General features: G+C 30.5%; 7 protein-coding genes and 1 pseudogene. 2 read left to right on the top strand and 6 right to left on the bottom strand.

The window, feature by feature from the left end; translation table 11 throughout:
• A pseudogene (locus Q0C58_RS10475) lies at positions 1-369 on the bottom strand (hypothetical protein); the annotation flags it as partial.
• Positions 370-523: 154 nt separating this feature from the next.
• Between Q0C58_RS10475 and gltX the strand changes: the two are divergent.
• Positions 524-2,032, top strand: a complete 1,509-nt coding sequence (gene gltX, locus Q0C58_RS10470; protein ID WP_290701096.1) for a glutamate--tRNA ligase — start codon at positions 524-526, stop codon at positions 2,030-2,032.
• Positions 2,033-2,110: 78 nt separating this feature from the next.
• Here gltX and Q0C58_RS10465 read toward each other — a convergent pair whose 3' ends face one another.
• Positions 2,111-3,946: a T9SS type A sorting domain-containing protein gene (locus Q0C58_RS10465; protein ID WP_290701093.1), complete on the bottom strand. Its 1,836-nt coding sequence runs from the start codon at positions 3,944-3,946 to the stop codon at positions 2,111-2,113.
• Between the two features lie 56 nt (positions 3,947-4,002).
• On the bottom strand, positions 4,003-4,689 hold the full coding sequence (locus tag Q0C58_RS10460; protein WP_290701090.1) for a hypothetical protein: 687 nt from the start codon (positions 4,687-4,689) through the stop codon (positions 4,003-4,005).
• A 107-nt stretch (positions 4,690-4,796) separates the two neighbouring features.
• On the opposite strand from Q0C58_RS10460, the gene Q0C58_RS10455 reads away from it, so the two are divergent.
• The gene (locus Q0C58_RS10455; RefSeq protein ID WP_290701087.1) at positions 4,797-5,741 is read left to right on the top strand and encodes an SPFH domain-containing protein; all 945 of its coding nucleotides are present in this window, start codon (positions 4,797-4,799) and stop codon (positions 5,739-5,741) included.
• Positions 5,742-5,791: 50 nt separating this feature from the next.
• On the opposite strand, the gene Q0C58_RS10450 is transcribed toward Q0C58_RS10455, so the two are convergent.
• The 3 genes from Q0C58_RS10450 to Q0C58_RS10440 form a co-directional block, all read right to left on the bottom strand.
• Complete coding sequence (locus tag Q0C58_RS10450) at positions 5,792-6,949, bottom strand: GNAT family N-acetyltransferase (protein ID WP_290701084.1); 1,158 nt, start codon at positions 6,947-6,949, stop codon at positions 5,792-5,794.
• A 191-nt stretch (positions 6,950-7,140) separates the two neighbouring features.
• Complete coding sequence (locus Q0C58_RS10445; protein ID WP_290701081.1) at positions 7,141-7,623, bottom strand: DUF1761 domain-containing protein; 483 nt, start codon at positions 7,621-7,623, stop codon at positions 7,141-7,143.
• A 68-nt stretch (positions 7,624-7,691) separates the two neighbouring features.
• The coding region (locus Q0C58_RS10440; RefSeq protein ID WP_290701078.1) for a hypothetical protein at positions 7,692-8,642 on the bottom strand (951 nt) is incomplete at its 5' end.

Below are 8,642 nucleotides of genomic sequence, written 5' to 3'. Positions count from 1 at the left end.
TAACTCTGACTCTGAATTTGTATTTTTTAGCTGAAGTACGTTCAATAATTTATCACTAACCTCAGGAAAGTGGTTCCCAATTAATAATGACGCTTCTTCAAAATTAATTCCTTTTTGAAGCTTAAAAAGTTTTGTTAATGGTATTGCTATAAACTTGATAAATAGTCCTAATTCAACGACTATAAATAACCAAAACAATATCGTTCTTGCTGTAGAGTTAAGCCATAAAAAGTGCTCGATTAATAGTGTTATAATTAGATATAACAAACCAATACTAAAAAACAGAATCACACCTTTAATTAACTCATTAGTGTAATATTTTCTAATAAACTGTTCTAGTTTAGACTGTATGTTTTTAAAATTATTCAACTTCTATTTGGGTTTTTACCTTTATAACTCACTAAAATACAGTTTTATTTTATAAAAAATATTAGTATTCTGTTAAAAGCGCCTTTAAACAATGTACTGTTTTCTTTGCTGTGTACTCTTATCAATATATCTTTGCGCTATTAAAATTTATAAAATGTCTAAAAACGTTCGTGTGCGTTTCGCACCAAGTCCAACAGGACCTTTACATATTGGAGGTGTTAGAACAGCACTTTTTAACTATTTATTTGCTAAAAAACACAATGGTACTTTTGTGTTGCGCATAGAAGATACAGACCAAAATCGTTATGTTAAAGGTGCAGAGCAATACATTATCGACTCTTTAAATTGGTGTAATATTCCTTTTGATGAAGGACCCAACAAAAACGAAAAATTTGGACCTTACAGACAAAGTGAACGTAAGCATTTATACAAACAGTATGCAGACCAACTTATTGAAAGTGAAAATGCTTATTATGCTTTTGATTCTGCTGAAACCTTAGATATAAAAAGAAAAGAATACGAAGCCAACAAACAAACGTTTATATACAATTGGCATAACCGTTTAGAGCTTAATAACTCTTTATCGCTTTCTGCTGAAGAAGTAAAAACTAAATTAGACAATGGAGATAATTATGTCATTCGTTTTAAGTCTCCTCAGGATGAAACGCTTCGCTTTAAGGATATTATTCGTGGTGATATGACCATTGATACTAATGTTTTAGACGACAAAGTATTGTTTAAAAGTGATGGCATGCCTACTTACCATTTAGCAAATATTGTAGATGACCATTTAATGGAAATCTCTCATGTTATTCGTGGTGAAGAATGGTTACCCTCTTTGGCTTTACATATGCAATTATACACTGCTTTTGGTTGGGAAGCACCAGAATTTGCACACTTACCTTTAATTTTAAAACCAACAGGAAAAGGAAAATTAAGTAAACGTGATGGTGATAAATTAGGATTCCCAGTATTTCCTCTAGAATATACTTCTCCAGATGGAGACGTTTCTAAAGGTTATAAAGAAGAAGGTTATTTTGCAGACGCTGTAATTAATTTCTTAGCCTTTTTAGGATGGAATCCAGGTACAGAACAAGAGATTTTTAATTTAGAAGAATTAATAAATGCTTTCGATTTAGACCGTGTTAATAAAGCAGGAGCTCGTTTTGATCCAGATAAAATAAAGTGGTTTAATCACCATTACATGCAAGAGCAAAGCAATGCTATTTTAGCTGAAGCTTTTAAAAATAACCGTTCTGAGTTAAAAGATATTGATGTAAATTATATAGCAATGGTTGTTGGCTTAATTAAAGAACGTGCAACCTTTGTAAACGACTTTTGGGACTTAAGTAGTTTCTTCTTTGTTGCTCCAAAAGGTTACGATGAAAAGGCTTCTAAAAAAGCTTTTAAGGAAGAAACTAAAGACTTAATGACGCATTTAGTGTCGATAATATCTACTCTTGAAGATTTTGAAGTAGAAACGCTTCAAAAAGAGATTAAAGATTGGATAACTGAAAACGATATAGGTTTTGGAAAAGTAATGATGCCTTTGCGTTTAGCACTTGTTGGTTCGTTAAAAGGGCCAGATGTTTTTGATATTATGTATCTAATTGGTAAAAATGAAAGCATAAGCCGAATTGAAAAGGTAATTTCTGTGTTGTAATTTATTAACTATTTGACATAAAAAAAGCGAACTCTTTATTAAATTGAGCTCGCTTTTTGTTTAAATGTATTCTGATATTTATTCTTTTATAAACTTCAATACAGTGTTTGCTTCATTAAATTTAATAAAATAAGTTCCTGTTGCTAAGTTGGAAACATTCATAGTATTTAATGTTGCGTTTATTGTTTGGTCCTTTACTTTTTGACCTAACATATTAAATACAGCAACATTGTATTCTTGCTTAATATTCTTTAATGTTATTATACCATTTGTTGGATTAGGGAATATTGAAATTGCATTTACAGCAAACTCATCTACACTTAAACTACAAGTGTAAGCTGGCATATTATAACCTTGAGCATTAAACCTATCTGTAAAAGCTTGAATATCTGCACATGTAAAGCCTCCAGCTGTTCCAATATCTATAGCTGCTTGTCTTACGGCAATAGCTGCTTGCTCTTGATTAGTTCCACTATTTGTCATGCCTAATCCTTCTAAAAAAGCTTTGTCTGTTTTTTCTTTTCCTATATCTTCCCAAATTTCCATTAATGTAGTTGCCCACATTTGTCCATCTGCATGTATTTGTCCTACTAAACCTCCTGGATATTGGGCAGTAACAACTGTAGTTCTTCCATTCCAGCATTCATTATGTCCATCCCAACCAAAAACCCAGTTTCTAGCTGCATCACTTGGAGACCATTGTCCTAAACTTCTTTTATAGGAGTTTGCCCAATAATCTCCACTACCTTCACTTAAACCATTAACTTGAGATAAACTTCCATTTGTAAGCCAATCGTGCAATCCATGACCTAATTCGTGTAAAATTACATCGGCATCTTCACCATCATCTACACAACCTTCTCCAAAGTTTAACGTTCCTCCAGTATAAAAAGAATTATCTCCTCCATTTGCTCCATGAGGATCAAAACGAACAACACCACCATTTTGAGATGGTGCCAATGTAATACCTAAGTCAATATTAATATAACGCATTGATTTATCTGTATGGTAGTATACATTTGCTGCTTCGAAACCATCTTCTTGTCTATTAAATTCGAAATTATTTGAAGATTGAATAAACAAACCTTTATTAGGTGACGTTAATTCTGCTATTTCTGTATAAGGTCCTCTTAATCTATAGTTACCTCCTACAAATTCAATGTCTAGAAGACTAACTGGTGTTCTTGCTGCATCTAAAGCGGCATTAGTTGCATCATTTCCATCTACATATTGTCCTCCATAAGCACTTGTAGTTGCAGTTAATGGATCTGTATCAAAAATCATAGCCGAACCTGTTGCCATAAATGAAGACGATTTATTCTCTTTTTTGGTGTTCTCTTCCTTCTCTTTTTCTTTCTCTTTGTCTCCATGAAAATAAAAAGCAACATCTTTAGCACTTAAAAAAGAGCCTGTTTGAGCATCTATCATAACTTCCCAAGCTCCTGACTTAGAATAAGCATTTACTAAAAGTTTTCTAACTAAACTTGTTTGATTATTATTCTTAATAACGAAAAGTTCGTTTTTTAAATTTACAATATCAGATACTTGCACATTTAAATTTGTTAATGCTGTTTGTTGTGCTTGAGCTTCAGAAATACTTGGTGTTGTATTAATTGTTTCAATTGAAGCATCATAAGTACTAGTATGAAAAGTTACATTGTTTCTGTTGGATACATGAACTGTTACTTCAGCATTAAAAACCTGTATACCATTCATCATTTGGTAAAAACGAAACGTTTCACCAGATAAACTTGCTCTACTAAATTGCATATCTAACGTATGGTTGTCTTGGATGTTTAATTCAAATTTATTTTCTTCTAACCAATTTCTAGCAATGGTTTCTTTTTCGTTTTGTGCAAAAATTGCAGTGCTACAAAACATTGTAAATAGTAAATAGTGTAATTTTAGTTTCATTATTTTAAATTTAGTTTTTCATAATAAATAATTGCCTACAAGATAGTTACAATTTTTTAAAACGTAATCATTGCTGAGAAAGTTAACATAGCTTGGTTACCCTTAAATTCGTTATCACCACCTGTTAAATCTAAATCGCTATTAGAGTTTAACCCATTTAACGTGTTTAAAAACCCATAAATATATTGTGCTCTAAATTTAATAATACTAAATCCAGCAGTTGCACCAATCGCGCCATTTATATTAAAATTTGAAATATCTGTAATGTCGTTTGCGGTTAAAGCATTGTAATTAGAAATTATAAAATTCTCTTGTTCATCGTCTTTTAATTCCAGATCACTATTATACTGTAGCATTGGCCCAAAATCTATAGTTAGATAACTTCCAACAATTTTAGCATGCCATAAAAACGCTAATTGTGCAGTAAAAATTTTATATTCTAATTCTTGAGCAAATAAATCTGTATTACTTATACGGCCAGAAATACCTAAAGTGTTTTCAGAAAGCTGCATGCCATAACTCGCGTTATACCATTTGTGTGGAATATCTACGGTTGCACTCATTCCGCCAATCCATCCATCTCCTTTTGTAGTCTCAAAGTTATCTGTAATAATATCGAATTGCGTGATACCTCCAAACAAGCCAAAGCCGTTTTTTATGTCGTAATTTTTATGTTGTGCAAAGTTTTTTGTAACAAAACATAGCATAAGTACTACTAATAAGGAAAGTTGTATTTTTTTCATAGGTTATTTGGGGATTTATGAACAAATATAACTTATTTTGGTATTTCAATTTTTATAAACCAAAAAGCTAAATAGTTGGCTTTTTTCTAACCACTTAAAAAACTGTTATGGGATCATTTGTTTTTATTCCGATTATCTTTTTCGGACTTATTATTTTAATTTCTTCGTTCTTCGTTGTAAAACAACAAACCGCTGCAATTATAGAGCGCTTTGGTAAATTTAAAGTTATTAGACAATCTGGACTGCACTTAAAAATACCAATAGTAGATAAGGTTGCTGGTAGGTTAAGTTTAAAAATTCAACAACTAGATGTTATTGTAGAAACAAAAACTAAAGATGATGTGTTTGTACGTTTAAAAGTCTCTGTACAATACCGAGTTATTAGTCAAAAAGTTTACGATGCTTTTTACAAATTAGATTATCCACATGATCAAATTACTTCTTATGTATTTGATGTTGTTCGTGCCGAAGTACCAAAAATGATACTTGATGATGTGTTTTTACGTAAAGATGATGTTGCCATTGCAGTAAAATCTGAACTTAACGAAGCAATGTCTGACTATGGCTTTGATATTATTAAAACCTTAGTAACAGATATCGATCCAGATGCTCAAGTAAAAGAGGCAATGAACAGAATTAATGCTGCAGATAGAGAAAAAACTGCTGCGCAATATGAAGGTGATGCGCAACGTATTTTAATTGTTGAAAAAGCAAAAGCTGAAGCAGAAAGTAAGCGTTTACAAGGACAAGGTATTGCAGACCAACGACGTGAAATTGCACGTGGTCTTGAAGAATCTGTAGAGGTATTAAATAAAGTTGGTATTAACTCTCAAGAAGCATCTGCTTTAATTGTTGTAACACAACATTACGATACTTTACAAGCTATTGGTAGTGAAACAAATAGTAATTTAATATTATTACCTAACTCGCCACAAGCAGGTAGTAACATGTTAAACGATATGGTTGCTAGTTTTGCCGCTAGTAATGAAATAGGTGAAGCTATGAAAGAAGCTAAGCTTAACAAAGTACAGTCTGCTAAAAAAGGTAAGTAATTATCTAAAAGCTAAATAAAAAAACCTCGAGTTTAAGCTTGAGGTTTTTTTTATGTTTTAAAAGGGTGTCTTTCCTCCCATTTTGTTTCCGGATTCAAGAATTTGAAAATTAATTTAAGCATTGTGTTTGCAATAAAATTAGTGTGTTTTATATAAATATGCATGATTTTAGGTTTTGCACCAACAGAGCTTTTAATTTCCATTGCTGTTCTAGCATAAACAATTTTTGAGAATTTGTTTTCTATACCAAATTGAGCCATATCAAAAAGCATATTTAAATACATTTGATGCTTTCGATGAAACTTTTTGTTATAGCCTAAAAAATAAGTTTCAAGAGATTTGTTATTAAGAATTAAGGTGAAAAAACCCACTAGTTCTTCATCTAAAAAATAACCAAAAACCCTAAAATTACCTTTTAATTCTTCTTTTAAAGTTTTAAAATGATTTTCGTTTAAAATGAAACTATTTACACGTGCATTATCTGAAACACTTTTATAAAGTTGAAACATTTCATCTTGCAAAACGCCTATGGTTTCAATATCTAATTCTCGTTTAACTATTTGTTTTCCCTTTTTTCTTGCAGATTTATAACGGTCTCTATACTTTTTAGTAAAGTCCGAAATGTAATCTTCAAAAGTTTCCCAAGATTCTAATACATTAAAAACCATGTTAGGTTGTACTTGCCTTTTATAAACTTTCTCCTTTATAAAAAAGGCTGTGTTTTCATGTATGGCATCCTCTTCAAAATAATCTTTAAAGGCTATTAGTCTTACTTTTTTATTATGTTTTAGTTTGATATTAGATTTAATACTGTCAACAGCAAAAGATAGTTGTTGTAAATAGTCTTGATAGCTAATAACTTCTTTATTATAATACAACCCATGTTCTCCAGTGTGCATTATATTGCCAATAATTAAGGCGTTACCTTTTACTATATTAGATATTAGTTGTTTACATTTTCTGGTTAAAAACGTATCATTATTGTTTCTAAAAATATCTTTTAAATACATTTCCACACGTTGGATTATTACTATTCCAACAAGCGTTTCGTCTTTAAAAACACCTACATAAATAGGCCTAATGTTTTTGGGGCAAGAATGCTCTAAAGCTTTTAAAAAAGGTCTTTTTAAAAACAAGTCATTATTAGCTAAAGCATCCCAAGAATTTGGAAGATCGTTTACTGAATAATAAAGTTTATAATCGATCAAAATATGAGACAAGAAAAAAGACAGAAACAGTTGGTTTCAGTCTTTGTAAAGTTATAATAATATATTGTTATACCAATTGTAATTTAAAACGAGGTTAAAATAAAACATAGCACTAGTTACGATTTGTTTTTTTAATAAAAAAGAAAGAGAACACGCCGTTTTATTGCCTTTGTTTTAAGTTTTAATTGGTATTAAACCCAACCGCAAACTATTGCTCCCATTATTGTTAAAGACACAATCCAGTAACCAGAGTTAATTAAAATATACTTCCAGCTTTTACGCTCAAACATACCATTAATAGCTATAACAGGTAAGAAAAAGAAAACACCAGCTAAGGCACCATGTAGTGCGCCATGTTTAAAGGTTCTAAAAACATTACCGTAATCTGCCATAAAAGCGTCGTAAGACGGTTTTGCTAATGCAGGATCTCCTCCCATTAAACTAAAAGCTCCAAATTGATGATTGGTTAATTGTTGTAAAGAGAAAGCTAAAATAAATGATAACAGTAATGTTAAACCAAAAATAACAGCCATGTTTCCTCCTTTCATTTTTTCTGGTGTCATTTCTGCTTCTCGCATCCATGCGTTTCCAAAGAGTTTTGGATTATACCATAAAAAACCTAGTATAAGTGGTGCGATTGCAGCTACTAAAATTGCTAAATAATTAAATTCCATAATTAATAATGTATTTGTTAGTTTATTAAAAGTAAAATAAAACCTTAAATTGTTTCAACTGTTGGTCTTTATTTGTCCTTTTTTAAATCTTTTACCAAGCTTGAACTAAAAGAAACAATTATAAGTCCTGTTATTGCCATAGCAAACCACATAAACCATGAGGTTTCCCATAATGATTTTTCTTTAACCTCAACTGGCTTTGCTTTTTCTTTTACAATATTATTAATCTCTAATCTTGGTAGGTTTTCAGAAATACTATTTTTAAAGAAAGATAAATCGTATTCTGGAGCAACCATTGTTTTACTTCCTGTTTTTATCTTGTAGTTTGTATTAGCTTTTAATGATGCTACTGCATATAGTGGTTTTTGAAAAAAATTAATTTCTGCTATGCTTAATTTATTACTGTCTTTATTTTCAATTTCAATATAAATTTCATCTTCAAAAATTTCTGATATGTTAAAAGTTAATGCCTTATCAGAATTTAATTGAAGGTTTATTAATCGTTTATTATACGATTCCTCTTTCTTTTTTATAACACGGATTTCTTTGGTGTAAATTTGAACATTACGATTAAAAAATTCTGGTTTGGAAACCTCAAACTGAATTTGATTTATAATTTCCTTATTAGTGAATTTTATATGAATTTGTGTTTTCTTTTCTTCTAACAGATCTACTGTTGTTATAGATTTGGTAATCACTTTTTGTAGCGCTCTATTAGTAATGGAACTACTTAAGCTTCCAACTTTTAAAACGTTTATTGGTAGGCTGTTTTTATCGTTAAATACAATTTTTAGATACTTATAGCTACAACGTGGAAAAGTAATAGTCTTATCCACACTAGTGCTATTTAACGTTTGTAAGTTTGTTAAAGAACCTGTATTTAATACTCCAAACCATTCTGTAAGGTTTTTACTTCCTAAAATTTTATATGTTTTCGATCCTGAATAATTTGCTGTAGATAAAACTAGTTCTTCAATAACTTTAAATGGGTTTTGAAAAACAATAGTAGAGCTCGTGTC

Origin of the sequence: Lacinutrix sp. (genome assembly GCF_023299985.1) — a bacterium.
In the GTDB taxonomy this organism is placed as follows: Bacteria; Bacteroidota; Bacteroidia; order Flavobacteriales; family Flavobacteriaceae; genus Lacinutrix.
The sequence above is the reverse complement of the archived record's forward strand: the minus strand, read 5'-3'. Positions and strand labels throughout refer to the sequence as shown.

Excerpts from the sequence above, each read along its gene's own strand:
- Q0C58_RS10455 (WP_290701087.1), top strand. The coding sequence starts at position 4,797 with ATGGGATCATTTGTTTTTATTCCGATTATCTTTTTCGGACTTATTATT.
- Q0C58_RS10460 (WP_290701090.1), bottom strand. The coding sequence starts at position 4,689 with ATGAAAAAAATACAACTTTCCTTATTAGTAGTACTTATGCTATGTTTT.
- Q0C58_RS10445 (WP_290701081.1), bottom strand. The coding sequence starts at position 7,623 with ATGGAATTTAATTATTTAGCAATTTTAGTAGCTGCAATCGCACCACTT.
- Q0C58_RS10465 (WP_290701093.1), bottom strand. The coding sequence starts at position 3,946 with ATGAAACTAAAATTACACTATTTACTATTTACAATGTTTTGTAGCACT.
- gltX (WP_290701096.1), top strand. The coding sequence starts at position 524 with ATGTCTAAAAACGTTCGTGTGCGTTTCGCACCAAGTCCAACAGGACCT.